The sequence below is a fragment of the Mycobacterium sp. IDUB_39 genome (assembly GCF_055419205.1).
The window spans coordinates 395906-421393 of record NZ_JBVAXF010000006.1 but is presented as its reverse complement, the minus strand read 5'-3'; the positions used below and the strand labels follow the sequence as shown (position 1 = coordinate 421393).

24 protein-coding genes and 1 pseudogene are annotated in these 25488 nt (G+C 64.2%); 12 read left to right on the top strand and 13 right to left on the bottom strand.

Features of this window, described 5'->3' with window-relative positions; all coding sequences use genetic code 11:
• The first annotated feature begins 221 nt into the window (after window positions 1-221).
• On the top strand, window positions 222-2267 hold the full coding sequence (locus ACZY0X_RS24015; protein ID WP_463773964.1) for an erythromycin esterase family protein: 2046 nt from the start codon (window positions 222-224) through the stop codon (window positions 2265-2267).
• Between the two features lie 21 nt (window positions 2268-2288).
• Here the strand turns inward: ACZY0X_RS24015 and ACZY0X_RS24010 are convergent, their stop codons facing one another.
• Both ACZY0X_RS24010 and ACZY0X_RS24005 read right to left on the bottom strand, forming a co-directional pair.
• Complete coding sequence (locus ACZY0X_RS24010) at window positions 2289-3164, bottom strand: 3-oxoacyl-ACP synthase (RefSeq protein ID WP_463773963.1); 876 nt, start codon at window positions 3162-3164, stop codon at window positions 2289-2291.
• Entirely contained in the window at window positions 3148-4251 is a 1104-nt protein-coding gene (locus ACZY0X_RS24005; protein ID WP_463773962.1) for a 3-oxoacyl-ACP synthase III family protein, read from the bottom strand. The genes ACZY0X_RS24010 and ACZY0X_RS24005 overlap by 17 nt, the downstream gene beginning before the upstream one ends.
• Window positions 4252-4358: 107 nt before the next feature.
• Here ACZY0X_RS24005 and ACZY0X_RS24000 point away from each other — a divergent pair, with 107 nt between their 5' ends.
• Window positions 4359-5033, top strand: a complete 675-nt coding sequence (locus tag ACZY0X_RS24000) for a hypothetical protein (RefSeq protein ID WP_463773960.1) — start codon at window positions 4359-4361, stop codon at window positions 5031-5033.
• A 53-nt stretch (window positions 5034-5086) separates the two neighbouring features.
• Here ACZY0X_RS24000 and ACZY0X_RS23995 read toward each other — a convergent pair whose 3' ends face one another.
• Together ACZY0X_RS23995 and ACZY0X_RS23990 are read right to left on the bottom strand one after the other, a co-directional pair.
• Entirely contained in the window at window positions 5087-5971 is an 885-nt protein-coding gene (locus ACZY0X_RS23995; protein ID WP_463773959.1) for a universal stress protein, read from the bottom strand.
• A 5-nt stretch (window positions 5972-5976) separates the two neighbouring features.
• Entirely contained in the window at window positions 5977-6567 is a 591-nt protein-coding gene (locus ACZY0X_RS23990) for an Rv1733c family protein (RefSeq protein ID WP_463773958.1), read from the bottom strand.
• Between the two features lie 237 nt (window positions 6568-6804).
• Between ACZY0X_RS23990 and ACZY0X_RS23985 the strand changes: the two genes are divergently transcribed.
• Both ACZY0X_RS23985 and ACZY0X_RS23980 read left to right on the top strand, forming a co-directional pair.
• Window positions 6805-7800 carry an Acg family FMN-binding oxidoreductase gene (locus tag ACZY0X_RS23985; RefSeq protein WP_463773956.1) on the top strand — a complete coding sequence of 332 codons (996 nt, stop codon included), beginning with the start codon at window positions 6805-6807 and terminating at the stop codon, window positions 7798-7800.
• 17 nt (window positions 7801-7817) lie between these two features.
• On the top strand, window positions 7818-8351 hold the full coding sequence (locus tag ACZY0X_RS23980; RefSeq protein WP_463773955.1) for a GNAT family N-acetyltransferase: 534 nt from the start codon (window positions 7818-7820) through the stop codon (window positions 8349-8351).
• Between the two features lie 39 nt (window positions 8352-8390).
• Here ACZY0X_RS23980 and ACZY0X_RS23975 read toward each other — a convergent pair whose 3' ends face one another.
• From ACZY0X_RS23975 to ACZY0X_RS23960, 4 genes are all read right to left on the bottom strand, one after another.
• Window positions 8391-9296: a universal stress protein gene (locus tag ACZY0X_RS23975; protein WP_463773954.1), complete on the bottom strand. Its 906-nt coding sequence runs from the start codon at window positions 9294-9296 to the stop codon at window positions 8391-8393.
• Complete coding sequence (locus ACZY0X_RS23970) at window positions 9289-9567, bottom strand: DUF1918 domain-containing protein (protein ID WP_463773952.1); 279 nt, start codon at window positions 9565-9567, stop codon at window positions 9289-9291. The genes ACZY0X_RS23975 and ACZY0X_RS23970 overlap by 8 nt, the downstream gene beginning before the upstream one ends.
• 74 nt (window positions 9568-9641) lie before the next feature.
• On the bottom strand, window positions 9642-10118 hold the full coding sequence (locus tag ACZY0X_RS23965) for a hypothetical protein (RefSeq protein WP_463773951.1): 477 nt from the start codon (window positions 10116-10118) through the stop codon (window positions 9642-9644).
• A gap of 84 nt (window positions 10119-10202) precedes the next feature.
• Window positions 10203-10484, bottom strand: coding sequence for an SHOCT domain-containing protein (locus tag ACZY0X_RS23960; RefSeq protein ID WP_463773950.1), 282 nt, complete (start codon window positions 10482-10484; stop codon window positions 10203-10205).
• A gap of 521 nt (window positions 10485-11005) precedes the next feature.
• Here ACZY0X_RS23960 and otsB point away from each other — a divergent pair.
• Entirely contained in the window at window positions 11006-14308 is a 3303-nt protein-coding gene (gene otsB, locus ACZY0X_RS23955; protein WP_463773948.1) for a trehalose-phosphatase, read from the top strand.
• Between the two features lie 60 nt (window positions 14309-14368).
• On the opposite strand, the gene ACZY0X_RS23950 is transcribed toward otsB, so the two are convergent.
• A complete protein-coding gene (locus ACZY0X_RS23950; RefSeq protein WP_463773947.1) occupies window positions 14369-15316 on the bottom strand; it encodes a universal stress protein in 948 nt (315 codons plus the stop codon).
• Window positions 15317-15663: 347 nt separating this feature from the next.
• On the opposite strand from ACZY0X_RS23950, the gene ACZY0X_RS23945 reads away from it, so the two are divergent.
• A complete protein-coding gene (locus tag ACZY0X_RS23945) occupies window positions 15664-16671 on the top strand; it encodes a zinc-binding alcohol dehydrogenase family protein (RefSeq protein ID WP_463774115.1) in 1008 nt (335 codons plus the stop codon).
• Between the two features lie 142 nt (window positions 16672-16813).
• Here ACZY0X_RS23945 and trxA read toward each other — a convergent pair whose 3' ends face one another.
• Genes trxA through ACZY0X_RS23930 form a run of 3 tightly spaced genes read right to left on the bottom strand, consistent with a single transcriptional unit; the run spans window position 16814 to window position 19831 of the window.
• Window positions 16814-17188 carry a thioredoxin gene (gene trxA / locus ACZY0X_RS23940; RefSeq protein WP_463773946.1) on the bottom strand — a complete coding sequence of 125 codons (375 nt, stop codon included), beginning with the start codon at window positions 17186-17188 and terminating at the stop codon, window positions 16814-16816.
• Between the two features lie 34 nt (window positions 17189-17222).
• Complete coding sequence (locus tag ACZY0X_RS23935) at window positions 17223-18425, bottom strand: NAD(P)/FAD-dependent oxidoreductase (RefSeq protein WP_463773944.1); 1203 nt, start codon at window positions 18423-18425, stop codon at window positions 17223-17225.
• Between the two features lie 26 nt (window positions 18426-18451).
• The gene (locus ACZY0X_RS23930) at window positions 18452-19831 is read right to left on the bottom strand and encodes an MBL fold metallo-hydrolase (RefSeq protein ID WP_463773942.1); all 1380 of its coding nucleotides are present in this window, start codon (window positions 19829-19831) and stop codon (window positions 18452-18454) included.
• A gap of 204 nt (window positions 19832-20035) precedes the next feature.
• Between ACZY0X_RS23930 and ACZY0X_RS23925 the strand changes: the two genes are divergently transcribed.
• From ACZY0X_RS23925 to ACZY0X_RS23910, 4 genes and pseudogenes are all read left to right on the top strand, one after another.
• On the top strand, window positions 20036-20629 hold the full coding sequence (locus ACZY0X_RS23925) for a rhodanese-like domain-containing protein (protein WP_463773941.1): 594 nt from the start codon (window positions 20036-20038) through the stop codon (window positions 20627-20629).
• Window positions 20630-20635: 6 nt separating this feature from the next.
• Window positions 20636-21511 (top strand): sulfite exporter TauE/SafE family protein, encoded by an 876-nt coding sequence (locus ACZY0X_RS23920; RefSeq protein WP_463773939.1) that lies wholly within the window; start codon window positions 20636-20638, stop codon window positions 21509-21511.
• A gap of 62 nt (window positions 21512-21573) precedes the next feature.
• Window positions 21574-21843, top strand: coding sequence for a metal-sensitive transcriptional regulator (locus tag ACZY0X_RS23915; RefSeq protein WP_011891882.1), 270 nt, complete (start codon window positions 21574-21576; stop codon window positions 21841-21843).
• A 32-nt stretch (window positions 21844-21875) separates the two neighbouring features.
• Window positions 21876-22191: pseudogene (locus ACZY0X_RS23910) on the top strand (DUF302 domain-containing protein).
• 131 nt (window positions 22192-22322) lie between these two features.
• On the opposite strand, the gene ACZY0X_RS23905 reads toward ACZY0X_RS23910, so the two are convergent.
• Window positions 22323-23291: an alpha/beta fold hydrolase gene (locus ACZY0X_RS23905; protein ID WP_463773938.1), complete on the bottom strand. Its 969-nt coding sequence runs from the start codon at window positions 23289-23291 to the stop codon at window positions 22323-22325.
• Window positions 23292-23439: 148 nt separating this feature from the next.
• On the opposite strand from ACZY0X_RS23905, the gene ACZY0X_RS23900 reads away from it, so the two are divergent.
• On the top strand, window positions 23440-24354 hold the full coding sequence (locus ACZY0X_RS23900; protein WP_463773937.1) for a universal stress protein: 915 nt from the start codon (window positions 23440-23442) through the stop codon (window positions 24352-24354).
• Between the two features lie 43 nt (window positions 24355-24397).
• Window positions 24398-25267 carry a universal stress protein gene (locus tag ACZY0X_RS23895; RefSeq protein ID WP_463773935.1) on the top strand — a complete coding sequence of 290 codons (870 nt, stop codon included), beginning with the start codon at window positions 24398-24400 and terminating at the stop codon, window positions 25265-25267.
• Window positions 25268-25488 lie beyond the last annotated feature (221 nt).

Sequence of the window (25488 nt, the reverse complement as noted above, 5' to 3'; positions counted from 1 at the left end):
CGCTCGATATCACCCGCGGCGACGTTCCTTCAGACCATCGCGACATCGTCGGTGGAAATCAAATCAGTTGCGGGACAACGCAGACAATCGGCACCGTTGGGCGGGACTTCGGTCCCTATTCGCGGTGGCTACCCCGTGGTCAGATTCAGGTGGACTGCCACACGGGCGTCGAGCGGGCAACTGGTGACACCGCTCGACAACTGCACGAACGGAGCACCGAGATGACTCGTTCACAGAGGCCGCTCAGGAACACGCCTCGCCGCATCTTTCGTGATCGCCGAGAGGCCGGGCGAGTTCTCGCCGGCCTGCTCAGCGCCTACCGAGGGCGCGACAACGTCATTGTCCTTGGCCTAGCGCGGGGTGGGGTCCCGGTGGCATGGGAGGTGGCAGCGGCCCTTGGCGTTCCTCTCGACGCGTTCATCGTGCGGAAGTTGGGGGCACCCGATCACGAGGAATTCGCCATGGGTGCACTGGCGAGTGGCGGTCGCGTCGTGGTCAACGACGACTTGGTGCGGGCACTGGGGGTGACGCCCCAACAGCTGCGCGATGTCGCCGAACGCGAGGGGCGGGAACTGATTCGGCGCGAGGCGGCATATCGATGCGGTCGCCCACCACTGGAGGTGACAGGCAAGACAGTGATACTGGTCGACGACGGTCTCGCCACCGGCGCCAGCATGCTGGCGGCGGTGCAGGCGCTGCGTGAGGCAGACCCCGCCGAGATCGTGATAGCGGTGCCCGCGGCTCCCGAGTCAACCTGCCGAGAGTTCGAGGCCATCGTCGACGACGTCGTATGCGCAACGATGCCAACACCCTTTCGCGCGGTCGGAGAGTCCTTCTGGGATTTCACTCAGGTAACTGACGGGGAGGTTCAAGATCTTCTCACCACCCCGACCACCGGGTTCGCCACGGCGAAACTCCGAACAGCCGAGACAGCGGCGGAGGTGATCGGACGGGCAGCCGTCGATGCTCCTGCCGGGATGCCTCCGTTGGAGGTGCTCGAGGAGATCGTGGGCGATGCGACAATCGTCCTGATCGGCGAGAGTTCTCATGGCACGCACGAGTTCTACGACGCTCGCGCCGAGATCACCAAGTGGCTCATTGAGGAGAAGGGGTTCGACGCCGTTGCCGCCGAGGCGGACTGGCCCGACGCCTATCGCGTGAACCGATATGTCCGCGGGTTGGGCGAAGACGGATCCGCGAGTGAGGCATTGAGCGGATTCGAGCGATTTCCCACTTGGATGTGGCGCAACGCCGTCGTCCGTGACTTCATCGACTGGCTCCACACCCACAACCGAGTCCATCAAGAACGCGGCGAACGGCAAGCGGGCTTCTATGGATTGGACCTCTACAGCCTGCACCGGTCGATGCAGGAGGTGATCGCCTATCTCGACAGCATCGACCCACGCGCGGCAGCGCGCGCACGTGAGCGATATGCGTGCTTCGACCACGCCTCTGCAGATGACGCCCAGGCGTACGGCTTTGCCGCGGCATTCGGTGCGGGTCTCTCCTGCGAGCGACAAGCAGTCGATCAACTGGTGGACATCCAACGCAGCGCCCTGGACTATGCGCGTCGCGACGGGCTGCTCGCCGAGGACGAGCTGTTCTACGCACAGCAGAACGCGCAGACGGTCCGCAACGCGGAGGTGTACTACCGCGCAATGTTTGGCGGGCGAGTCACGTCGTGGAATCTGCGCGACGAACACATGGCACAGACGTTGAAGGCGCTCCAGAATCATCTCGGTCGCCATCGCGACGGTACGCCTGCTCGAATAGTCGTGTGGGCTCACAACTCCCACGTCGGCGACGCGAGGGCCACCGAGGTCGGAGGTGACGGACAGCTCACACTGGGCCAGTTGGTTCGAGAGAGCCACGCTAACGCGTCGCGATTGATCGGATTCACAACGTACTCGGGAACGGTGACAGCAGCCAGTGAGTGGGGCGGCGTTGCCGAGCGCAAGATCGTCAGACCAGCGCTGAACGGAAGCGTCGAGGAGATGTTGCACGAGGTGGGCAGAACGGCCTTCCTCGTGTCGCCAATCATCAGCGAGGCCGCCGCGGAACCAATGGACACGGTCCGGCTCGGGCGAGCCATCGGAGTGATCTATCTGCCGGCCACCGAACGTCAAAGCCACTATTATCACGTCCGCCCCGGCGAACAGTTCGACGCAGTGATTCACATCGACCACACCCGAGCGCTGGAACCACTCGAAACCACCAGCCTGTGGGTGGCAGGCGAAACCCCCGAAACCTATCCGACTGGTCTATAGCGTGATTCCCACTGTCTGACCTCACCGAGGCAGTTGATACAGGGCGGCACCCGCGGTGACTCCTGCCCCCGCCGCTACGAGTAGGACGAGTCCGCCAGGCAGGCCCCCTCGCGTTCCACGCTCGAATGCGGCCGCCAGCGAGGCCGTGTGCATGCGCTCGTCCTCCGCGACGGTTATGAGTTCCTCACCGATGTCGAGCATCTCGGCCAATCGCGAGCGGAATCCGGGGCGGGCGGGTGCCGCGATGATCGCATCGAGATCCTCGACACGTAGGGACGACGCCGTGAGACACTCGGCCACCGATTCGGCAGCAGCGGAGGCGAACCGCTGGTCGAGTTCGGTGGACCGATGGAAGCGAAGTACGTTGCGCCGGTCGATCATCCCAACAGTGGCGTTGAAGCACTCGCCCCCGTCCGGATTGCTTGACCAGTGCACCCGTCCGAGTCCCCGGTCACCGTCTGCCCATTCGCAGAGCAGCGCCGCACCGGTGGGTGAGAACGGAAAGGCCACACTCATGTGGCGTCCAGGATCGGCATCACTGGCCACCACCAACGCGCAGTCGATGGCACCGGACTTGAAGAATCCATCAACGATCTGCAACGCGGTGAGCACTCCACACGACCCGTTGGCGATGTCGAAGGAGAAGGTCCCGTGCGCGCCATAGTGAGGGTCCTCGGGATTGGCACCGATGTCCTCCTGGATCATCGCCGCGAGGGCGGGCTCGCCCAGGTTACGGTCGCGATAGATTCCGGCGTTGACAATGAGGTCGACATCCTGCGGTCTTCGGCCGGCCCGGGCGAGGCAGTCCGTGGCCGTCTTCGTCGCCAAGCGGAGGCCGCTGTGACGACTCCGCCAACCGCCCGCGGCGACCTCGACTCGATCAATCAGGGTGCCCATAGCGATTCACCAGATCGTCGTCCAAGCTGATCACCACGATGCCGATCTCCAGCCCGGATGCCAAGGCGATCAGCGCAATCCTCTCCCCCGGCCGTATGTGGCCCGCCTGCAGCTCCTCGATCAATGCCACCGTGTGCGTCGTCGATGCGGTGTTGCCGTACCGGTCAACGGTGATCACCGCATCGTGGCGCGGCCGGTCGCCGAATTCAGCGGCGACCTTGACCATCCCCTTGCGTATTGCCCGGGCCGAGGTTTGATGGGTGATCACGTGGTCGATGTCGTGGAGAGAGATACCCGCGGCGTCCAAAACCTCGTGGAGCAACAACGGAGTGTCGTCCATGGCTGCACGCTGAATTCCCCTGGCATCGGTGAACATTCGGGCGCCGGGCTCAGAGCCCTTCGGATAGGCCAGGCATAGCCGACTGTAGTCGGCGACCGTGGTGAATCCGGCGATCTGGATGCCGGGCGATGCGACGGGCGCCCGCTCTAGGAGGAGCGCCGCACCCGCGTCACCGAGGGTGAGCGACGCGAGCTCCCTACTCATGATGCTGCGGATGTGCCGTGCCGCGTTCTGGCCGAGCTGCGATATGTACTCGCCGCTGACAAGCAGGGCCCGTTCAATGGCACCCTGTCGAATCCAGTTGTTGGCGACGGTGACAGCGGTCAGCATGCCGGCACAGGCGTTGGACAGGTCAAAGGTCATCGCCTTCGTGGCCCCGATCTCCCGGGCCACGTTGCCGCTCACCGTCGGCTCCAACCATTGAGTGAGTCCACCGCGGAATTTGGTGATACTGCAACTGATCACCACGTCGATCGAATCACCCGGTCGCTGCGCCGTGGCGAGGCAGTCGCGCGCGGCCGCGGTCGCAAGGCTGTAGGAATCCTCGTCCCCCGTCGACACGCGACGCTCTCGGATACCCGTCAACCTCTCCAGATCGACGTGTGTGCGGTGACGCGTGGTCGACATCAGCTCGTCCGTCGACAGACGCGCGGGCGGGAAGTAGCGCCCAGCTCCGGCCACGCGCGTGCGAAACGGTGCGACGGCTCCATGCCCCGACTGCTCCATCACAAGCCAGTGCGTGCGCATAGTGCAAGCGTGCACCCCCAGCGCACCGGCGAGAAGTGCGCTTTGGGCCCAGCCGGTGGGGACCTTGGACCCTTTGGCTGCGTCTGGCGCCTACCTAACCTGCGCACATGGGCACACAACGGCCATGGCTGGCGGGCCTGATAGCACTCAGTGGCGCCGTCGTTCTGTGTCGGGGCAGGCTGCGGCAGTTGATGTTCGCCTGGGGCGCCGACGACGACGAAGTCACCGACCCCCTACCCGGCGACGAGCTGGTGATGGACAGCGCACCGAGGACCACCCGCGCGATCAGCATCGACGCACCGACCACAAAGGTGTGGCCGTGGCTGGCGCAGATCGGCGAGGACCGCGGTGGCTTCTACAGCTATTCCTGGCTGGAGCGGCTCGCCGGAGCACGCATTCGCAACGCGAGGACCGTGCACTCCGAATGGCAGGACATCCACGTCGGCGACAACGTGTGGCTGGCCCGGCGCTACGGAGACAGGGCACGGCAGGTAGTGGCGAAGGTCAAGCCGGAATCACATCTGATCTTGATGTCACCCGAGGACTTCCAGCGCGTGCAGCGCGGGGAGAGGGCCTCGGGATCATGGGGGTTTCACCTCCATCGGAAGAACGGATGGACGCGGCTGATCGTACGTGGCAGCGGCGGGCCGGTCGGCCACATCTGGTTCGACGTTCCGCACTTCGTCATGGAGCAGAAGATGATGCGTGGAATTCAGCATCGCGCAGAGCAGTTGAGACGAGAAACCGTCGTGTCCTGTATCCACCATGAGGCGGTGCGATAAACCCCGGTGCTCGTTGACGTCCGTCCGACGCCAACTGCCCGAAACTGAAGCGCTCAGGATTGCCGAGCGACAATCACCGGTGTCCGAGCCGACTGCGCCACAGCTGAGCTGACCGACCCGAGCAGCATCCCTGTGAAGCCTCCGCGACCGTGGCTGCCGACAACCGTCAGTTGCGCAGCATCCGACTGCGCCAGCAGCTGATGTGCGGCGCGGTCGGGTACGACGACACGTCGCACGCCGACGTCGGGATATTGCTCCTGCCACCCAGCGAGCCGCTCGGCGAGTGTCTCCTCGGCCTCCTCCCTCAGCCCCTCCCAACTGAGGGATGGCCAGTCAAAGGCCGGGTAATCACTCCATGCATGGACCGCGACGAGGTCGACTCCTCGCCGCGACGCCTCGTCAAAGGCGATCGCGGCCGCCGGCTCTGACGCCGGCGAGCCGTCGACACCGACCACAACGGGAGCCCCGGACGGTCGCTCCGCCATCGAATCCTCGTCATGAATGACCGTGACCGGACAGTGCGCATGGTGGACGAGTCCCCAACTCACAGAACCAAGCAGCTGCCGCCTGATCGCCCCCAGGCCGCGGCAGCCGACCACGATCATGAAGGCATCTCTCGACCGCTCTATCAGAGTGGGCAACACAGCCGTACTCACGATCTCACATCTGGTTCGGATTGTGGTTGACCCCTCGGTCACTTCCTCCACGATGCGTCTAGCATCACGCAATACCTCGTCTCCATGCATCTTCCCACGCTCGGCGAGATCATCCGGAACGGTTGCCCCGGTGGCGATCATGGGTGGCGGCGCGACACAAAGGATACGCAGTGAGAGGTTACGCATCATCGCGTCTCGAGCCGCCCAGGCGACCGCGGCCTTCGACGGCAAGGAGCCATCCACACCGACAATGATGCCGTCGTGCGGACTGGATTCGGACATCTGCGTCATTGGGGATTCTTCCGGTCGCCGCCCTCCGAGATCTTGTTCATCTCCAGGTCCCACTGCGCGAACCGCCGAATGTCAAGCCGCCACCGGATGGCGCACAGAACCCCGGCGACGGAAACCAAGACCCCCAACCAGACCACGAGCGCCAACACCGATGCCTCCGCCGCCGCGCGGCTGGAAGATCTCGGAGGCGCTACGTCAAGACCGTTATCGTCTACCCAAATGCGGTTCTGGTCCCCGCTTTTCGCTCGACTAGACCACTTGATCACCTCGACGTGCTGCTGACCGGCTGCATTCCCCTTCGTCCGGGCTGCATTCATGACATCGCCGGGTCCATACGCTCGATCACCACCTCCAACCGTGGTGGCGGTCACCGGGTGTCGATGCTGCATCTCTATCGAATAGAGGCGGGCGCGGGCGTCATACGTCGACGTACCGAAAGCACAAACGACAGGGGTCGCCACCGCGAGGATCAGGACGGCCGCGATGAGAGACCAGGCTTCGATCCGATCACTTCGGCGCACCAGCGTGTTGTGGCCCAACAACCGAGTGAACCAGTTGCGCCGTGTGTCAATCATGAAGATGTCCATGTCGTCTCCTCCCGTACCCGCATTGGGATGACCAACTGATCCTTAACGCTGAAGACGCCGTCGTATTAGGGCCCAAAGGCCCGGTCCCGGCGGCCACATGTCATCGCCACGGGCCAGGGCCGGCACCGCGGGGACCTTCGTCCCTGCCGGATGAAACAAACGACTCTAAGGCACGCCTGTCATCGACGGTAGGTTTCGGACTGGAGCTATCCCCGAGACGACCGCGCGGAGGATGACATGACGACGCCTGTCACTCCGCCGAACACGATCAGCGCTGGGCAGCTTGTCAGAATCGTCGACACTGCCTGCCGCGCACCCTCGCTGCACAATAGCCAGCCCTGGCGATGGAGTTTCGATACCGGCGTCCTGCGACTTACCGCCGACCACGCCCGGGTGGGCCACCACACCGACAGCACCGGTCGAGAGGTGATTCTGTCCTGCGGCGCCGCATTGGATCATCTTCAGGTGGCCGCCGCCGTGACCCGCCGGCAGGTCGTCATCGACAGACTTCCCGACCCGCGCGATCACGACCTCCTAGCAACCGCGACCTTCCACCACGCGGACGCAGTGGATGAGCACGACCGGGCGTTGGCCACCGCAATCGAGCACCGTCGCACTGACCGGCGTCCGCTCGCCGCTCCCGAGCCGTGGGCAGACCTTGAAGCGCGACTCCGGGCAATCCTCGATGGCACCGTAGTCGACCTGGACGTGATCGATGACAATGGACGGCCTGCGCTTGCAGATGCATCGCGTCGCAGCGAGCAGAATCGTCGCGACGATGCATCTTACCGATATGAATTGCTTTGGTGGACCGGTCATTCTCACGTTAGCGATGGCATTCCGCCAAGTGCGCTGCCATCGGCCGCCGAGGCTGAACGCGTCGACATTGCACGTGACTTCCCGGTCTACAGCAGTGGCGATCTCAGCTCGCATACTGACCGCGATCGCTCGAAAGTTCTCGTTCTGTCCACCTTCGACGACAGCCGCCGCAACACCTTGGAATGCGGAGAGTCGCTGTCTCGGGTACTACTCGAGTGCACCGCGGCCGGTTTTGCGACGTGCCCCCTCACACACATGATCGAGGTGCACGACAGCCGCGAGGTGGTTCGTCGGCTCATTGGCCGACACACCGAACCGCAGGTGCTGATCCGCGTTGGCGTTGCTCATGACACCAATTCACCTCCGGCTCGCACACCGCGCCGCCCGGTCGATGAAGTGCTCCACATCCGTTGATCACGATGAGCCACTCAATGAATACCCATGAGTTCTCCAGCATGGCAACACTTATCGACGGCGCAGAGGTAACCCTGCGAAGCCTGTGCGCCGAGGACTACGACGCCGTCGTCGCCCTGGCTGCCGACCTCAGTGTCGAGGAGCGATATCTGCGGTTCTTCACGGCGTACCCGGCCCACATCGGTGAGTGGGCTATGTCGCTCACCAGACCCGTCGACGGGTTCGTCGCGCTCGGCGTCTTTGAGGCCGGCGAGTTGATCGGAGTCGCGAACTACGCAGAGTCAAGCGAGCCGGGCTGTGCCGAGATCGCGGTTGTCGTCGCACACGAACAGCATGAGCGCGGGGTCGGCACCGCGCTGTTGCGCGCACTCGGCCACATCGCAAGAGATGCTGGCCAGCATCGTTTCGTTGCCGAAGTTCTTTGCGAGAACAACGCGATACGCAAAGTAATCAGCGACGCGGGATGGCCTGTCACACAGCATCGCGACGGATCGGTACTCAGCGTTGAGGTGGACCTCGATTCCATCGAACAACGGTCGTACCCCAATTGACTGAAGGCGGTGTCGTGGAATGTCACGAGCAAATTGCGGCTAGGGCCGACGCGCCACAATCACAGGGACTCGAGCCTCCTGAGCCACTGCGGTGCTGACCGAACCGAGCAGCATCCCAGCGAACCCACCTCGGCCATGACTGCCCACGACCAGAAGTTGAGCGTTCTCGGCCCGGTCGAGAAGATGGCGGGCAGGTTCCTCGAATTCGACCACCCGATGGATACTGACGTCCGGATAGCGTTCCTGCCAGCCAGCGAGCGATTCGGCGAGCGTCTTGTCCGCCGCCAACCTCAGCGCCGAGACCTCCATGCCAGGCACTGTCGACATGTCCGCATCACTCCAGACGTGCAACGCCACCAAATCGACACCACGCCGGGATGCCTCGTCGAGCGCCAACGCCAGCGCCAGCTCCGAGGCTCGCGATCCGTCGACTCCCACCACCACGGGCAGCCGTGAGGCGTCAGGCAGCGATGCCCCCTCAGCGTGGACCACCGCGACGGGGCCATGCGCGTGATGGATCAGTCCAGTGCTGATCGACCCCAGCAGGCGACGCTGTCGTTCGGTTCGTCCACGGCAACCCGTCACTACCAGTTGTGCGTCTTTGGACAGACCAGCGAGGACAGAAACCGTTACACCATAGAGCAATTCACCGTGGATCTCAGGCCGTTCGGCGCCGACAAAGCTGTTCTCGATCGCCTCGACGGCGTCGGCGATGATCCGTCGCCCCTCATCCTCCTGAGCCTCGACGATCTCCTCAGGGATTTCGTACGCAGGCCAGCCCATTGGCGACGCCGCCACACTCACTAGAGGCGAGATGACGTGCACAACCGTGAGCGGCACGTGACGCATCGCCGCCTCATACGCCGCCCACCTCGCTGCCACACCCGCCAATGAGGATCCGTCGGTACCCACCACGACTCCGTGGTGCGGGATCGGATCAGGCATGACGCGCCCCCTTGCTGCGATGGGCGATCTCTGACTGCACCGCGCCGAACCGCCGTTGGGCGCGTTCGTCAGCGTCCGCCTGCTCCGTGGGGGTGACGACGACCGCGTCGCTACCCGGGATCACCGTCGTCTCATGACCGCTGTCGAGCCACCGCACCACGAACGGGGGTGACCCATCGGCTGAGTGCACCTCGGTGATCAGCCCCCGTTGGTCCGGCCGATCGACCGTCGTGCCCTTGATCACCAGCCAGTCGCCTACTTGCGCCTTCATGAATCGTTCCCTTCCATTCGAGGTTCAATCGTGGGCTGACGAAGGTCCCTGCCCCGGCCGGCGACTAGGGGCAGTCAGGCCTCGGTGAGTATCTTGTTGACTAAATCTTGAGCTTCCTGGAGTTGGTGCTCGGCTTGCTCCAGGTCAGATCGGAACTCCCCGGCGTAATGGTTCTGCGATCCGGCCACCGCCGCCAGACACAGGTGAGCAGCGGCGTGGGCATCCTCGATCGCCCCACTCAGGGCCGAGGTCAGAGCTGGTTCAGGTGCGGGTAACCGCGCCCCAAGTTTGAGTTCTCCGGCGTCGTGCATCTTTTGGCAGGCTGCAGCCACGGCCCCGTCGTCACCTATTGCGAGCCCGTGTTGAGTGTCGTCAATCGCGGCCCGCAGCTCCTCGACATCCGTGTGGCTGGCCGCCCACCAGCGCTGCACCGGCACCGGCGCCCCCGCTGGATCCTCCGCGACCCTACTGATAGTGCCATGGCCAACGCTGCCGATCAGCGGTGCGACCGTGCCCATAGTGAGTATCGCGACAGTAACGATGCCCAGCACAGTTCCTCGCCACGGATAAGGGGCAGTACCGATCACGTCTTCGACCTCAATTCGAGTCTTCACTGTTTGCCAACGCGTCGAAGGTCATCCGCGCCCGGCTTCGCGGAGCACGGCGGCGCGGTCTCGGTACTCTGACTCGCTGATCTCACCCCGCGCGAACCGTGCGGCCAATACGTCGGCAGGAGAGACCGATTCGTACGGCGCCTCCCGTTGGATGTGCCTGTGATCGGTGAGGTACTTGACGAGCGCTACGAGGCTTCCAATTACCAGCACCCAGAACACCGCGGTCAGTGTCGCCATTCCGGCGAACCCCCACCAACCCATGTCGTGGCCATACCAGTACATCATCGTGGTGCCTCCGATCATTAACTCAGCTGAACCATTCTCCGAGTTATCGGCGGTCCCCCGTAGGGTCGATATCCACCGATGCCCAGGACTTTCGGCCCTGCAGCGGTGGCGTCGTACCGGGAATCCTCATTGGGGTGACGCCTGGGACCGAACAGCACGTGCCAAGTGATGTCACACATTCAATCGGCGACTGCCGGTCGGTGGTGATCGATGCGCGCCGGCACGACGCGGTGCTCTTCGATCTCAATGGAGTTGTCACCGCCGTGGACTCGACGGTCGCTCTGGCACGCCGCCTGCGTCACGCGCACATTGCCACGGCGGTTTACGCGTCGAACATGAACTGCACCGCTGTCTTACACGCTGCCGGATTGGATGATGTCTTCGATGTTCAGGTTGCCGGGCAGACCGCAGAGGGCGGGGAACCCGATCCTGGTCTGTTACTGGAGGCGGCAGGCCGCCTTCGGACACGCCCTGATCGATGCGTGGTCGTTGACCAGACGAGAACCGGTGTGCTCGCTGGCCGCAACGGAGGATTCGGAATGGTCGTCGGCTTCGATGCCGGTGACCGCGAAGGCGATCTCATAGCCTGGGGCGCCGACGCTGCCGTCACTGACCTCTCGTCGGTGACCGTGCGCGCCGGTTATCGACGCGTGTCCTCCCTCGATAAGGCACTCACGTCTGTCGAGATGCTCGGCGTGGTCCTCGCGACGCGACAGGCGGCGGTCTTCGCCGACTTCGATGGCACTCTGAGCGCCATCGTCGATGACCCCGCAGCGGCCCGCATCCTCCCGCTGGCTCGAGACGCCCTTACTGCGCTGGCCGCTTTGTGCCCCGTCGCCATTCTCAGTGGGCGTGACGTACTCGACGTCCGTGCCAGAGTCGATGTGCCGGGCCTCTGGTATGCCGGCAACCACGGGTTGGAGATCGTCTCCCCCAACGGCGCCCACCACGACAACGGAGAGGCGCTCTCGTCGGATCCCGCCCTGACGCGCGCGGAGAATGCCCTGCGAGAGCAGCTGAACGGTGTTCCCGGCGCGGAGGTGGAACGCAAACGGCATGCTGTCACCGTCCACTACAGGCGAGTGGAACCGAAACTCGTAGCAGCTGTCACTTCGGCTGTGCATATCGCGGGACGACGCGAGGATTTGCGAGTCATGCACGGACGCAAGGTGATCGAACTTCGACCGGACATGGACTGGGACAAGGGCACGGCGCTTCTCTGGATCGTCAGCCAACTCGGCGCCAAGGACGTGACACCGCTGTACCTGGGTGACGATCTCACCGACGAGGATGCTTTCGACGCCGTGGAGCGGGACGGTGTCGGGATCGTGGTGGGCCACGATGAGGACGGCGATCGACTGACATCCGCGCGCTTCGCGGTGGACAGTCCTCAGCAGGTCGCCGAGCTGCTCACCGCGGTCGAATCTCGACTCGACACGGAACGGCGGCAATCCCACGCGGCATGGTCGGTCATCTTCGACGGTTACGACCCGGGAAGCGAGCTTCATCGGGAAGTACTGTGCGGTATCGGAAACGGCTACATCGGTACCCGGGGAAGTGCTCCCGAGGCCAAAGCCGGCGCGTCGCACTACCCCGGCACGTACTGCGCCGGGGTGTACAACCGCCTGACCGATCGCATCGGCGGGAGCACCGTCGACAACGAGAGCATCGTCAATCTTCCCAACTGGTTGCCGCTGACCTTCGCGATCGACGACGGGCCGTGGCTAGACCTTGACGGCGCCACCCATCACGTAGTCAGCTATCGCCAAACCATCGACTTTCGCCGAGCTGAGCTGTTGCGGGAGTTCCGCGTACGCGACGACAGCGGACGTGTCACCTCGGTCAGCGAACGTCGATTCGTGTCGATGCACGACCCACATCTGTGCGCGCTGTCGACCACAGTCACGGCCGATAACTGGTCAGGAACAGTGCGATTTCGTTCCACTATCGACGGTGGAGTCGCCAACAGCGGGGTGAGGCGCTACCGAGACCTCTCGGGAAGGCACCTGAGCACGCCACTATTCTCCCCATTGGGCGCCAACGCAATCGCGTGCGAGACACAAACTGTGCAGTCCCACATTCGCGTTGCGATGGCCGCCCGCACCGCGATCTCTGGCGAAGGCCTCGCACCCGTTGTTCGCCGTGCGCTGGCAGAGGACACGGAGGCAGGTGACGTCATGAGCGTCGCGATCACGTCAGGCCAATCGGTAACCGTGGAGAAGGCCGTCGTCATCTACACCAGTCGCGACCGTGCGATCTCAGAACCGCGAGAGGCAGCCGAAAGGGCGGTGGCCCGGGTCGGCGGGTATGCCGCCCATCTCGGGGATCACCTGACAGCTTGGTCACATCTGTGGGAGGGGTTCCAACTGCAACTCGATGGCGATGTGGAGCGGCTTCGGGATGTCCGCCTACACATCTTCCATCTTCTGCAGTGCGTCTCACCTCACATGGCTGACTGCGACGCAGGGGTTCCAGCACGCGGGCTGCACGGTGAGGCATATCGCGGGCACGTCTTCTGGGACGATCTGTTCGTGGTACCGGTGCTGAACCTGCGCCTTCCCGACGTGACCCGCTCGATACTGCGGTACCGCTACCGGCGCCTCGGCGAGGCGTGCCACTCCGCAGTTGCGGCAGGCTATTCCGGTGCGATGTTCCCATGGCAATCCGGCAGCGACGGCCGTGAGATGAGCCAGAAGTTGCACCTCAATCCGCGTTCAGGACGTTGGAACCTTGACCCCAGCGCACTCGCCAATCATGTGGGTGCTGCGATCGCGTACACGGTGTGGCAGTACTACCAGGTCACTGCAGACCTAAAGTTCCTCACCAGCATTGGCGCGGAGATACTGATCCAGATTGCACGGTTCTGGGCCAGCCGGGCACGGTTCGACCCCTCGCGCGATCGGTATGTCATTGACGGCGTCATCGGACCCGACGAGTTCCACACGGGTTACCCCGGACGTCCTTACTGCGGAGTCGACAACAACGCGTACACCAACGTAATGGCAGTCTGGACCATCTTGCGGGCGATGGAAGCCCTGGATGCGTTGCCTACACCCGACCGCCTCGACCTTGTCGAATCACTACACCTGCATGGTGCCGAATTGGCGTTGTGGGATCAGGTCAGCCGACGGATGTTCGTACCCTTCCATGAAGGTGTTATCAGCCAGTTCGAGGGATATGAGAGTCTTCCTGAACTCGACTGGGCACGGTATCGAGAACGCTACGGAAACGTCGGCCGAATGGACCGAATCCTTGAGGCAGAGGGTGACGACGTCAACAACTACAAGGTTTCCAAGCAGGCCGACACGTTGATGCTGTTCTACCTACTGTCAGCCGACGAATTACGTTACGTGCTAGGCCGTTTGGGGTACCAGTTCGGCCCCGCCCAAGTGCCCAGGACCATCGACTACTACCTCAATCGCACGACCCACGGATCGACCTTGAGCGCCGTCGTGCACTCCTGGGTGCTCGCCCGCGGCAACCGCGCCCAGGCGACGGACTACTTTCAGCAGGTGCTGGACTCCGATATCGCCGACGCTCAAGGAGGCACCACGGCCGAGGGAATTCACCTGGCCGCCATGGCTGGAAGTATCGACCTGCTCCAGCGGTGCTACGCCGGCCTGGAGGCCAGGAACGATCGACTCATCCTGGGTCCAATGTGGCCGGAAGACGCTGGGACGCTCGGATTCTCAATTCACTATCGGGGACACCGGCTACACCTTCGGATCTCGGGGCGATCCGCGAGCATCGTCGCAGACCCCTCTGATGCGCCCCCAATCGCCGTGGAGTGCCGAGGGCACATCCAGACTCTGCCAGCGGGAGCCGCCATCACCGTCGGTTAGTTCGGCCATCAGGGAAGACTGCGAACGAGTCCTGGGCCAGGTGATGGGGGGTATGCGACTTCACCGGTTCTCAACGTCGGCCTCAGTGCCGTACTGCTCACCACCCAAAGAGGATTCAGCCAACGTGGAGGACGCAGGGCATAGGACGACGGGTCGCGGTGAGTGGTGCAACAGACTCAAACTAGTCGACCCCAGCAAGGCGCTGGCGACGTTACCTCGGCCGCGCGGACCGACGACAATGAGTTGAGCGTCGGCAGCGGCGTTCAGAATCAATCGACTGGGCCTGCCTCCGTCGACGAGATAGGTGACGTCGACTCCGGGCCAGCGGTTGGCGACCGGAGCAGTGATATCCATGAGTTGGCGCCTCGCCTCACCCTCGAGCGCCAACCAGTCGATGCTGCCGGGAATGTCGGGCTTCCCGTGTGGACGCCGCGCTGAGATCGCATGTACCGCCCTGAGTTCGACATGGAGAAGATGGGCGAGCCTGAACGCAGTCTCGAGAGCGGCGTGTGAGTGCTGGTCGTCATCGACGCCAACGACGATGGCCTGCCGGTTCGGAGAAACGACCGCGCCTCGCCACGCGACCACAGGACACGCCGAGTAAGCGGCGACCGACAGCGTCGTGGATCCGACAAGGAACGCCTCGCTCGGAGACACGTCCGCGCAAGCGAGGACGATCATGCAGGCATCCCTGCTCAGTTCGGTCAAGACCTCGTCCAGCGTGCGGTGGCTCAGTGTCCGCGAGATTGCCAGCCCGGGGCAATCGGCACGAACAGCCTGAGCCACCCGGTCGAGCACCGCCTGACTCACCTCCCGGGGATACGCCCCGGCGTCAGCCTGTCTCGCTGTCGTGATCTCCAGCAGAGCTTCATCGACACTACGCATGACGTGCAGGAGGTGCAGCGATGCGCCTAGCCGCTCCGCGATCACCCCGGCCCATCGAGCAGCCTTCGACGCGCTGGCACTGCCGTCAACCCCGACCACGACTGACGGTCCCGTTCCCCTCATTGCCAATCCCTTCGTAGCCAGACCGTTCGGTGTCACGCGGTCCGAGCACATCGACGCCGACGCACACATCACGATGGTGCCGACATCCGCGACGAGCCGGATAGGCGCCAAATGCCCCTTCCGGGCGGCGAAGGACTCCTGCGCGCAGAGCACAAAGGCCCTTCCTCCGCATCCGCCCAGTTGTCCAGAGCGCCGATCAGCCACAGCAAGCGGGGCGATCCAGATACTCTTCGATGAGTTTCTGCGGAGTACCCCTGCGGCGAATGACGTGCGTAGCTGGCGGCCCGCGAAGGTAGCGGCAAGGCTTCAACGCGGAGGTAGCGATGACAGCGATCGATGCGGACACGATGGCGGCGTGGATTGTCCGCGCACCCGGTCCGATCGAGTCCGAACCGATGAGTTACGTACGCAAACCAATACCGCGGCCCACACTTGGCGAGTTACTCGTTCGCGTGCGCGCCTGCGGGGTCTGTCGCACCGACCTTCACGTCAGCGAGGGCGACCTCACGCCACACTCGGATCGCATCACACCTGGCCATGAGGTGGTGGGGTCGGTGGAGGAACTCGGCCCTGAGGTGTCGGGCTTTTCGGTCGGCGACAGTGTTGGCATCGCATGGCTGCGCAAGACGTGTGGCACGTGCCGATACTGCAGTCGGGGCGCGGAGAATCTATGCCCCAACTCGCGGTACACGGGATGGGACGACGACGGCGGATATGCCCAATACACCACGGTGCCAGCCGCATTCGCCTACCGCCTGCCGAGCGGGTACGCCGATATCGAACTTGCTCCCCTACTGTGCGCAGGCATCATCGGCTATCGAGCACTGCAACGTGCCGGTCTCCCCCGAGGGGGACGCCTCGGCATCTATGGTTTCGGAGGCAGTGCGCACCTCACCGCTCAGATCGCAATCGCACAGGGCGCAACCGTGCACGTGATGACCCGGGGGGCGCAGGCGCAGAGGTTGGCTCTCACCCTTGGCGCGGCGTCCTCGACGGGTGCCGATGGCACGCCACCGGAACCGTTGGACAGCGCCGTTCTGTTCGCACCGGTTGGCGATCTCGTGCCAGTCGCGTTGCGCGCCCTTGACCGCGGCGGAATCCTGTCGATCGCGGGTATTCACCTCAGCGACGTGCCCCCCTTGAACTACGAACGCGAGCTGTTCTACGAGCGCGAGATCCGCAGCGTCACGGCCAACACCCGCGCGGACGGCGAGGCGTTTCTGCGATTCGCCGCAGAGAATCATCTGCGCGTGACGACTCACGAATACCCGCTGACACAGGCCCAGCAGGCCCTCGCCGATCTGAAGGCGGGCAGCTTCGATGGCGCGGCGGTGCTCCTCAACGACCTCGACTGAACAACTGCCCTCGTCGGAGGTCCGCGTCAGGACTCGCAGATCAACCGCCTCGCTGCGCAACCTACGATCGGTCCCGCCTACGCGGCGGACCACCGGCACACCACCTGAGCAATCGGCGGCAGGCGACAATCCGGGCACTCAGTTAGGCCGAAGCCGCTGACTTCCGTGCGGCGATCTTGGCGCGGACCTCTGCCATATCCAGTGTTTTGACCCGGTTGATCAGGTCCTCGAGCGCTGCTGGCGGCAGCGCACCAGCCTGGCGGTAGACGAGCACGCCGTCCCGGAACGCCATCACCGTCGGGATCGACTGAATGTCCAGGGTGGCGGCCAGGTCTCGCTCGGCCTGGGTGTCGACCTTGGCGTGCACGACATCGGGGTGTGCTTGCGACGACCTCTCGAAGACTGGGGCGAAGGCGCGGCATGGGCCGCACCATGACGCCCAGAAGTCCACGAGGACAATCGAATTGTCGGTGATGGTGGACTCGAAGTCATCGTAGGTCAGATTCTTGGTGGTCAATGCAGTGTCCTTCCTGTGTGTGACAGTGGAATTGTTACGCCAGGCCCTTGAGCATCAGGTTCCAGTACATGAACGGCAGGCCGTACTTCTTGAGGTACCAGTACGCCACGTGGGGCTTGGTCGGGTCGAGCACGGGGATCGACGGCGTCAGGTTCAGGTCGTAGTCGAACTCGGCGAGCAACATCGCGTGCGAGGACGTGACGATCGGGCACGACCCGTACCCGTTGTAGCTAGCACCCAGGGGTCGGTTCGCGAGGAACGCGGCGATGTTGTCGGCCACGACGGGGGCCTGTTTGCGGATCGCGGCGCCGGTCTTGGAGTTCGGTGAGGATCCGGCGTCGCCGAGGCTGAACACGTTCCGGTATCGCACGTGTTGCATGGTGTGTTTGTCGATCTCGACGTAGCCCATGGCGTCACCGGTCGACAGCGGGCTGGTCTTGATCCAGTCCGGCGCGGATTGGCGTGGCACGGCGTGCAGCACGTCGAACCCCAGCATGGTGTCGGTCCCGCCGGCGGCGACGCTGGTGACACCGACCTTGCGTCCCGCCGCGTCGATGGAGGTGACCTCGGAGTTGGTGTGCACGGTGATGCCGTAGTGGGCGATGACCTTGTCGAGGCTGTCGGCGATCGCCGGAATTCCGAAGGGCCGCGCCCCCGGCATGACGAGGTGGACGTCGATGTCCTTGAGAACGCCTTGGCGGCGCCAGTAGTCGGATGCCAGGTAGGCGATCTTCTGCGGAGCACCGGCGCACTTGATCGCGCCGGAGGGAACCGTGAAGACGGCGGTCCCCGATCGCAGGTTGCGGATGAAGTCCCAGGTGCGCGGTGCGAGGTCGAACCGGTAGTTCGACGACACCCCGCCCTTGCCGAGGGCGTCCTGCAATCCCTCGGTGCGGTTCCAGTCCAGCTGGATGCCGGGGCACACGACGAGCACGTCGTACGCGTAGGTCGACCCGTCGGCACAGGTCACCGTGTTGCTGTCGGGGTCAAAGGCGCTGGCGGCGTTCCTGATCCAGGCCGCTCCCTTGGGCATGACCGAGGATTCGGCACGCTCGGTCGTCGACGCCTTGGCCTGGCCGCCGCCCACGAGCGTCCACAGCGGCTGGTAGTAGTGCTTGTCGGAAGGCTCGATAACCGCGACGTCGGTGTAGCCCTTGCGGAGCAGGCGGGCCGCGACCGAGATGCCGGCGGTCCCGCCGCCGACGATCAGGATCTGATGCTTGGCCGTGATGGTCATGGTGCGTGGTCTCCTTCTTTATTCGTTCAGGCGTTCTGGTGGGAGTCGTGCCAGGCGCCGTATCCGCCCAGGATGTCGCTGACGTCGGTGAAGCCGTTGTGCCGCAGCAGGCTCGCGGCCACTGAGGATCGGTAACCGCCGGCGCAGTAAACGACCGTCGGCGCGGTGGGGTCGAGCTCGTTCAGCCGGCTGGGTAACTGGCCGACCGGGATGGTGATCGCGTTCGGGATGGTCCCCGCCTCGACCTCGCCCGGGTTGCGCACGTCGACGATCTGCACGTTCGCCAACTCCGAAACACGCTGATCGAAGGCCTTGGCCGTCAAACGGGATGCCACCTGAACGTCGTCGCGGTGGGCCAGCATCGCCTCGAACGGCTTGTCCAGGTAGCCGATCACCCGGTCGAAACCGATCCGCGCCAGCCGATTCTTGCCCTCCAGCTCCTGACCCGGCTCAGTGAACAGCACGACATCGACATCAGAGGGCAGCACCGACCCGGCGAACTCGGCATAGCGACCCTCCAGACCGATGTTGATGGCATGACGCAGATGCCCCAGGGCGAACTCCTCCGGTGAGCGCCCGTCCACCAGCACAGCACCTCGACCGATCGCCTCGATGACCTGCTCGTAGGTCATCGCCGTCGGCACCTTGGCCTCGTCCAGCAGCTCACGATCCTTGCGATTGAGGATCGCGTCGTAGACGAAGTAACCCGGCGCGGGCGGCTGCCCCTCGGTGACCAACTCCATGAACGTGGCCTTGTCGGGCGCACGCAGCGCGTAGTTCGTCTGCCTCTGCTCCCCCATCGTCGACCACAGATCCGTCGACAGGTTCTTGCCGCACGCCGACCCCGCGCCGTGCGCCGGGTACACCCGCGTCGCATCCGGCAGCGTCATCAACTTGTTGTGCAGCGAGTCATAGAGCTTGTCAGCCAACTCCTCACGGGTGAACCCGATCGAGGCCAACAGGTCGGGCCGGCCAACGTCGCCGATGAACAACGCATCACCGGTCAGCACACCGTAGGGAACCTCATCCCCGGCGTGCTCGTAGACCACGATGCTCATCGACTCAGGCGTATGCCCGGGTGTATGGCGGAACTCCAACGTCACCTCACCCAGTGAGTAGCGCTCACCGTCGGCCACACCCATCGACTCGAACTCGGTCTCAGCCACCGAGGAGTACACGATCTTGGCTCCGGTGGCCTTGGCCAGCTCCAGATGCCCCGACAGGAAGTCGGCATGAAAGTGCGTCTCGATGACCAGCTCGATCCTCAACCCGAGTTCCCTGGCGTCGGCGACATACTCGGCCACATCACGCTGCGGGTCGACAACAACTGCACGCCCAGTGTTTTCGTCACCGATCAGGTATGACGCATGGGACAGGCAGTCCAGGTAGTACTGCTGGAAGATCATCGCTCTCCTCTTTCTGTTGATGTCGGGGTCATGCCATCCTCGCATATACCCCTATGGGTATAGAAAGTACCCCATGGGGTATTTCATTCCCCGCTTGACAATACCCAAGGGGGTATGCCTACCATCGCGTAGAACAATACCCCCGGCGGTATTAGAGCTCTAGAGGCTTTCGTCACCGTCGGCCCTGCCGGAAGGAACCTGACCATGACCGCTCCCGCCACCATCGACTCGCAGGATCTGCGCGACCGCCTCGGTTCGACCGCTCCCCCGCGGGTTCTCGACGTGCGAACCCCTGGCGAGTTCGAGACGGCGCATATCGCCGGTGCGTATAACGTGCCGCTGGATCTGCTGCGGGAACACCGCGACGAGATCATCACCCACCTCGACGAGGACGTCGTCCTAGTGTGCCGCTCGGGTCAGCGCGCCGCACAGGCCGAGGAGACCCTGCGCAACGCCGGACTGGCCAACGTCCACATCCTCGACGGCGGCATCACCGCCTGGGAGGCCAACGGATTCGCGGTCAACCGCGGCGCACCACGCTGGGAACTCGAGCGCCAGGTGCGCCTCGTCGCCGGCTCGATCGTGCTATCCAGCGTCCTGGCCAGCATCGCCGCACCGAAACTCAAATGGGTCGCCGCGGCCATCGGCGGCGGACTGACCTTCGCCTCGCTGACCAACACCTGCGCCATGGGCATGGCACTGTCCAAGCTGCCCTACAACCGCGGCGCCACCTGCGATGCCCAGACCGTCGTGTCCCAACTCGTCGGTTCCGGCCCCAACGGCCAGAAAGCGAGCTAGCCGATCATGATTGCGCTCACCATCGGCCTGGCCGTATTCGTCGGCATCGCACTGGGATTGCTCGGCGGCGGCGGGTCCATCCTGACCGTCCCGCTGCTGGCCTACGTGGCCGGCATGGACGCCAAACAAGCCATCGCCACCTCACTGCTGGTCGTCGGCGTCACCAGCGCCATCGGCGCCATATCGCACGCACGGGCCGGCCGAGTGCAGTGGCGCACCGGTCTGATCTTCGGCGCAGCCGGCATGGCCGGCGCCTATGGTGGCGGCCTACTCGCCCAATTCATCCCCGGCACGGTCCTCCTCATCGGATTCGCCGTCATGATGATCGCCACCGCCATCGCCATGCTGCGCGGACGCAAGAACATCGATGTCCGCGGGAGCGGACAGCACCTGCCGGTGCCCAAGATCCTCACCGAGGGCCTGGCGGTCGGCCTGGTCACCGGCCTCGTCGGCGCCGGCGGCGGATTCCTGGTCGTACCCGCCCTGGCCCTGCTCGGCGGACTACCGATGCCCATCGCCGTCGGTACCTCACTGATCGTGATCGCGATGAAGTCGTTCGCCGGCCTCGGCGGATACCTTGCCAGCGTCCAGATCAACTGGACGCTCGCACTCGCCGTCACCGCGGCCGCTGTGGTCGGCGCGTTGATCGGCGCCCGCCTGACCGCGATGGTCAACCCCGATGCATTGCGAAAGACCTTCGGCTGGTTCGTACTCGCGATGTCCTCGGTGATCCTGGCCCAGGAGATCCACCCGAGCATCGGAATCGCCGCCGCGACGCTCACCGCGATCGCCGCGGCCGCGACCCTCGCGTGCACCCGGTACGCCCACTGCCCGCTACGTCGTCTCACCGGCACTGCGGCCTCCGGATCAGCCGCCGCATGATGGACGTTCGGAATACCCCCGCGGGTACCATGGCTATAACGTCCGTAGAGAGGAGCAACACCATGGTCGGTGACGAAGACGCAATCGCCGCAGTACTCAATCGACTTCGCAGAGCACAGGGGCAACTCGCCGGAGTGATCTCGATGATCGAACAGGGCCGCGACTGCAAGGACGTCGTGACACAGCTCGCTGCGGTATCGCGCGCACTGGACAAAGCCGGCTTCAAAATCGTCGCGACCGGACTACGAGAATGCCTGACCGGCGAGGCCGCAGACGGCCAACAACCCATGACCGAGGCCGAGCTGGAGAAACTGTTCCTGGCGTTGGCCTGACCCGCTCAACATCGACAAGAGATGGAGAAACTGTGAGCTACGCAATGTCCACAACACTGCACACCACATTCGAGGACGCGGTAGCCAGAACCCGAAAGGCACTGGCAGATCAGGGCTTCGGTATCCTGACCGAGATCGACATGAAGGCCACACTCAAAGCCAAGCTGGACCAGGACATGGAGGACTACCTGATCCTCGGCGCGATAGACCCCAGGTGAGGTTCAGCTCTCCGATCAGCCTGGAGTTCGCGAGGTCGCCGACGAGGCCGCGACCAGACTGCGAGCCGCACTCGACTCCCTCAAGTCCACCGATACCCAATGGCACTTACGCCGGAGCACAAGAGCGTGACCCGGATCGCCATCTCGAAACCGACAGTGGCGCACCCGTTCACCGACAAGGAACCCGAATGCACTTCTCTCCCAGGACACCAGCGCCGTAATCCGGGCTCCTCCGCGTCCTCTCGAGCGCACATCGATCCGTCAGCGTACGTCGCCGTCGCGCGGCACCAAGTTCCGCCGCAGGAAGTCGACGTGAGCTGCCGTCACCTCTTGCTGCACGTCACCGTGGTACATCTCGAAGTGGCTGACGGGATACTCGCAAATCTCGTAGTGCGGGACTTCAGCCACCTTGCGCCTGATGTAGTCACTGGACACGACCTCGTCGTCGCGAGCCAAGGTCACCAGCAGCGGCGCGCTGATCCGTTCGAGCGCTCCCCTCCGGTAGCGCGGTGCGGTAAACAGAAACCGTGGGGTGACCCTGTTGCACCAGGTCGGCGAGCTCCGCTCCAGGGTGTCGAACAGTCCCCCGAGCGACGGATCGCTGAAGACGGCTCGTCCAGGCTTGCCATAGACGCGAATGTAATGGGGCTGACGTCGCAGCGCACCGGCGACGGCGTCCAGCACGGCTGCACACGACAACCGGACAGTCGCAAGGGCGATCGCCGCGCGACTCAGCCGAAGGCCCGGTCGCTTCGCGCGACCACGCGTTCCACGAAAGAGATCGAGCGCCGGCACGTTCGCGACGACTGCGGCAATCGACGAGTCATTGGCCGCCAGATCGAGTACGTGACTGCCGCCTAGCGAGGTCCCCCACAACGCGATCCGGTGTTCGTCGATGCCGTCGCAACTGCGGGCGAACTCGACGGCGTTGCGCAGATCGGTGCGTTGGCGTGATGTGCTGATCAGCTGGCGCGGCTGTCCCTCGCTGGCCCCCAGGTAACGGTAGTCAAAGATCAACGCCGCGAGGCCACTGGCGGCGAAGCGGCCCGCGAAGTCCGGAACGATCCAATCCATCGTGCCGGAGAATCCATGTGCCAGCACGACACAGGGCACCTCGTCTGGTGTGTCGGCCGGGCGATACAGCACCGCAGCACAACGGCTGCCCCCAGATCGAAAGAACACAGAGCTGGTGTGGAATGCCATGACCGGGCCGACGCGCTCCTGGTCCACCAGCCGCCTCCCCTCCAAATTCCTGCGATGAAGCTCCATTCGACTTCATTCGACTGGATCGTCGACGGGTCCGACAGGGCTGAACGGGTCCTCAGTTGAGGACCAACGGCTCCTGCCACGGCGACGTCCACTGTCTAGCCTCAGCACCATGATCCATGAAACCCACCGTGGCATCGTCGTGGGTGTCGACGGTTCACCGTCGTCTAACGCCGCCGTCGTGTGGGCCGCGCGCGACGCCGAGATGCGCGGCGTCCCGCTCAACCTGGTCCATGTCGTCAATCCTCTGCCGGCTGCCGCTGAGGGTTGGTCGGGGTTTCCGACGGCAGACTATGTGCGGTTCCAGGAAGAGCAGGCACGTCTGCATCTCGACCACGCGCAACGAGTCGCTGTCAACGAAACCGCGTCCGGTCGGGCGGTGCAGATCACGACCGAGGTATTGCACGGGGCCATTCTCCCCGGCCTCGTCGACTCGTCCAGGAGTACCGACATGGTCGTCGTGGGTTGCCGTGGCGAGGGTGCGGTATCTGGTGCGCTACTCGGATCGGTGAGCTCCGGGCTCGCGCATCATGCGCTTTGCCCGGTTGCTGTCATTCACGACGAGGGTTCACCGACTGAGCAGGAATCTGGGGCACCGGTGGTGGTCGGCATTGACGGCTCGCCCACCTCGGAACTCGCCACAGAGATCGCCTTCGATGAAGCATCGCGACGCGGTGTGGACCTGGTCGCGCTGCATGCGTGGACAGACATGGGTGCCCTTGAGTTTCCCCGCGTCACTTGGTCTCCCATCGAATGGCGGAATATCAAAGAGCAGGAGCAGGAGGTCCTGTCCGAACGTCTCAGCGGATACAGCAACCGCTACCCCGATGTCGTCGTGCGCAAGCTGGTGGTCAGCGACCGACCGGCACCGCGGCTACTCGAGCAGGCGCAGAACGCCCAGCTGGTAGTGGTGGGCAGCCATGGTCGGGGCGGATTCTCCGGCATGCTGCTCGGCTCGGTGGCTCGGGCCGTGCTGCACTCGGCGCGGGTTCCGGTGATCGTCGCACGCAAGACCGAACACCGCTGAGGCGGTATCGAATTCGTGATACCGAGATCTGAGGAGAACGATGATGGCAGTCCGGGCGGTCATGGGTTACGACGGCTCGCCGGAGGCGGGCGCCGCGATTGACGTAGGCGGGTTGCTGTTCCCTGGGGCTCATGGGTGGATCACCTATCTGTGGGTTCCGCCGTTCGCCAGTGACAAGGTGCGGCGGCGACTGCGCGCACGCGCACGCGACGTCAACGATTTGGTCGCGATGGTCGAGGCCGAGGGCGAGCATCAGGCCCAGCGCCTCGTCGCGACGGGAGTGACATTGGCGAACGCGGCCGGGTGGGACGCCGAGCCACTACTCATACGGACCTGGGGTGGCGAGGGGTGGCGGATCTCGCAAGCTGCGGAGGACGTGAACGCCGACGTCGTTGTGGTTGGGTCTCGGGGTCTGGGAGGCACTCAAGCGCTGCTGGGCAGCGTGTCCGACATAGTGGTGCACTACGGTTCCCGACCCATGCTCATCGTCCCCCACCCGATGTTGGCTGCCGAGTATTCAGCACTCCCAGAGGGACCTCTGATCGTGGGCTGGGACGGCTCTGCCGGCGCCAAGAGCGCATGCGCTGCGGCCTCGAGCCTCTTCCCAAACCGGGACCTGCTGCTGATATCGGTCGGTGAAGACACTGGCGCCACACCACCACCGGAGCCGGATGGCACCGGACACCGGAGGATGGAGACGCACGATGTCGCAAGAGGCCGTGGCTTCCACGCGCACGCGATCGCTGATGCGCTGATCGTGGCCGCTCGCGACCACAACGCCGCAGCAATAGTCGTCGGGTCACGCGGACACTCGGTGGCTCGCGAGATCCTTCTTGGCAGCGTCGCCATGGCAACACTGCACAGCACCGAGCGACCGGTCATGGTGGTGCCGCGCGAGTGGGGAGTTCCCTAGCGGTACGGGCCGCCCGTGTTGGACTTGCGGCGCGCCACATCTATCCGGCTTCCGTCTCGCGACCGCAACACACCGTCGACTGGATATCCGGACCCCGTCGCTTCCACCGACTCGTCGGGCGTCCAGATCTCATGCACCCTCATCTGGTTCTCGGTGAGGGTGCCGGTCTTGTCAGCGCAGATGACGGTGGTTTGCTTCGGTGCGTCATTCGATACCGGAGC

What these genes read in the sequence shown, in the direction of transcription:
- ACZY0X_RS23920 (WP_463773939.1), top strand. Translation starts at nt 20,636, where the DNA reads ATGATTGCGCTCACCATCGGCCTGGCCGTATTCGTCGGCATCGCACTG.
- ACZY0X_RS23935 (WP_463773944.1), bottom strand. Translation starts at nt 18,425, where the DNA reads ATGACCATCACGGCCAAGCATCAGATCCTGATCGTCGGCGGCGGGACC.
- ACZY0X_RS23975 (WP_463773954.1), bottom strand. Translation starts at nt 9,296, where the DNA reads ATGCCTGATCCGATCCCGCACCACGGAGTCGTGGTGGGTACCGACGGA.
- ACZY0X_RS23950 (WP_463773947.1), bottom strand. Translation starts at nt 15,316, where the DNA reads ATGAGGGGAACGGGACCGTCAGTCGTGGTCGGGGTTGACGGCAGTGCC.
- ACZY0X_RS24015 (WP_463773964.1), top strand. Translation starts at nt 222, where the DNA reads ATGACTCGTTCACAGAGGCCGCTCAGGAACACGCCTCGCCGCATCTTT.
- ACZY0X_RS23960 (WP_463773950.1), bottom strand. Translation starts at nt 10,484, where the DNA reads ATGATCGGAGGCACCACGATGATGTACTGGTATGGCCACGACATGGGT.
- ACZY0X_RS23985 (WP_463773956.1), top strand. Translation starts at nt 6,805, where the DNA reads ATGACGACGCCTGTCACTCCGCCGAACACGATCAGCGCTGGGCAGCTT.
- ACZY0X_RS24000 (WP_463773960.1), top strand. Translation starts at nt 4,359, where the DNA reads ATGGGCACACAACGGCCATGGCTGGCGGGCCTGATAGCACTCAGTGGC.
- ACZY0X_RS23970 (WP_463773952.1), bottom strand. Translation starts at nt 9,567, where the DNA reads ATGAAGGCGCAAGTAGGCGACTGGCTGGTGATCAAGGGCACGACGGTC.
- ACZY0X_RS24005 (WP_463773962.1), bottom strand. Translation starts at nt 4,251, where the DNA reads ATGCGCACGCACTGGCTTGTGATGGAGCAGTCGGGGCATGGAGCCGTC.
- otsB (WP_463773948.1), top strand. Translation starts at nt 11,006, where the DNA reads ATGGTCGTCGGCTTCGATGCCGGTGACCGCGAAGGCGATCTCATAGCC.
- ACZY0X_RS23895 (WP_463773935.1), top strand. Translation starts at nt 24,398, where the DNA reads ATGGCAGTCCGGGCGGTCATGGGTTACGACGGCTCGCCGGAGGCGGGC.
- ACZY0X_RS24010 (WP_463773963.1), bottom strand. Translation starts at nt 3,164, where the DNA reads ATGGGCACCCTGATTGATCGAGTCGAGGTCGCCGCGGGCGGTTGGCGG.
- ACZY0X_RS23900 (WP_463773937.1), top strand. Translation starts at nt 23,440, where the DNA reads ATGATCCATGAAACCCACCGTGGCATCGTCGTGGGTGTCGACGGTTCA.
- ACZY0X_RS23990 (WP_463773958.1), bottom strand. Translation starts at nt 6,567, where the DNA reads ATGGACATCTTCATGATTGACACACGGCGCAACTGGTTCACTCGGTTG.
- ACZY0X_RS23925 (WP_463773941.1), top strand. Translation starts at nt 20,036, where the DNA reads ATGACCGCTCCCGCCACCATCGACTCGCAGGATCTGCGCGACCGCCTC.
- ACZY0X_RS23945 (WP_463774115.1), top strand. Translation starts at nt 15,664, where the DNA reads ATGGCGGCGTGGATTGTCCGCGCACCCGGTCCGATCGAGTCCGAACCG.
- ACZY0X_RS23930 (WP_463773942.1), bottom strand. Translation starts at nt 19,831, where the DNA reads ATGATCTTCCAGCAGTACTACCTGGACTGCCTGTCCCATGCGTCATAC.
- ACZY0X_RS23995 (WP_463773959.1), bottom strand. Translation starts at nt 5,971, where the DNA reads ATGTCCGAATCCAGTCCGCACGACGGCATCATTGTCGGTGTGGATGGC.
- ACZY0X_RS23915 (WP_011891882.1), top strand. Translation starts at nt 21,574, where the DNA reads ATGGTCGGTGACGAAGACGCAATCGCCGCAGTACTCAATCGACTTCGC.
- ACZY0X_RS23980 (WP_463773955.1), top strand. Translation starts at nt 7,818, where the DNA reads ATGAATACCCATGAGTTCTCCAGCATGGCAACACTTATCGACGGCGCA.